Below are 740 nucleotides of genomic sequence, written 5' to 3'. Positions count from 1 at the left end.
GCACGAGCGGCGGCCCGTCGGCGGCGTCGGCCTCCTTCTCCTCGTCGCCGCCCGCCGCGACGGCCTTGTGGGCCTCGGGGAAGTCGCGCAGCGCGGCGAACGCGCGGACCGTGACGAGCTTCCAGTCGACGTCGGCGACGATCAGGAACTCCTCGTCCTGGTCGAGGGCCTTCTGCAGGGAGGCGATGGCCAGGTCGGGATCCATCGGCGGCACACCGTCGCGGCGGAGCCGCTCGGCGAACTCCTCCCCGACCATGCCGCCGCCCGCCCATGTGCCCCAGCCGACGGAGGTGGCGGGGAGTCCCTCGGCCCGGCGGCGGGCGGCCAGGGCGTCGAGGAAGGCGTTGGCGGCGGCGTAGCTGCCCTGTCCGGGGCCGCCGAGGGTGCCGGCCATGGACGAGAACAGCACGAACGCGTCCAGGTCGAGGTGGCGGGTGGCGGCGTCGAGAGCGAGTGCGGCATCGGCCTTGGGGCGCATGACGCCGTGGGCGCGCTGTGGAGTGAACGCGTCGATGACGCCGTCGTCGATGACGCCCGCGGTGTGCACGACCGCGGTGAGGGTGCCGCCGCCGGGCAGGTCGTCGACGAGCCGACGTACCGCGTCGGTGTCGGCGACGTCGCAGGCGATCACCGTCGCGGGGGTGCCCAGTTCGGCCAGTTCCGCGACGAGTTCGTCGGCGCCGGGGGCAGCCGGGCCGCGCCGTGAGGCGAGCACCAGGTGTTCGGCGCCGCCGCGGGCC

At 75.4% G+C, this 740-nt stretch carries 1 protein-coding gene; it reads right to left on the bottom strand.

All coding sequences use genetic code 11. The annotated features are described in order from the left end of the window. Window positions 1-740 (bottom strand): beta-ketoacyl reductase (locus tag AWZ10_RS34930; RefSeq protein ID WP_159058461.1); only part of this gene is annotated, 740 nt, incomplete at both ends.

The sequence above is a fragment of the Streptomyces europaeiscabiei genome, from assembly GCF_001550375.1.
In the GTDB taxonomy this organism is placed as follows: domain Bacteria; phylum Actinomycetota; class Actinomycetes; order Streptomycetales; family Streptomycetaceae; genus Streptomyces; species Streptomyces europaeiscabiei.
This window is presented reverse-complemented; position numbering and strand designations above follow the sequence as displayed.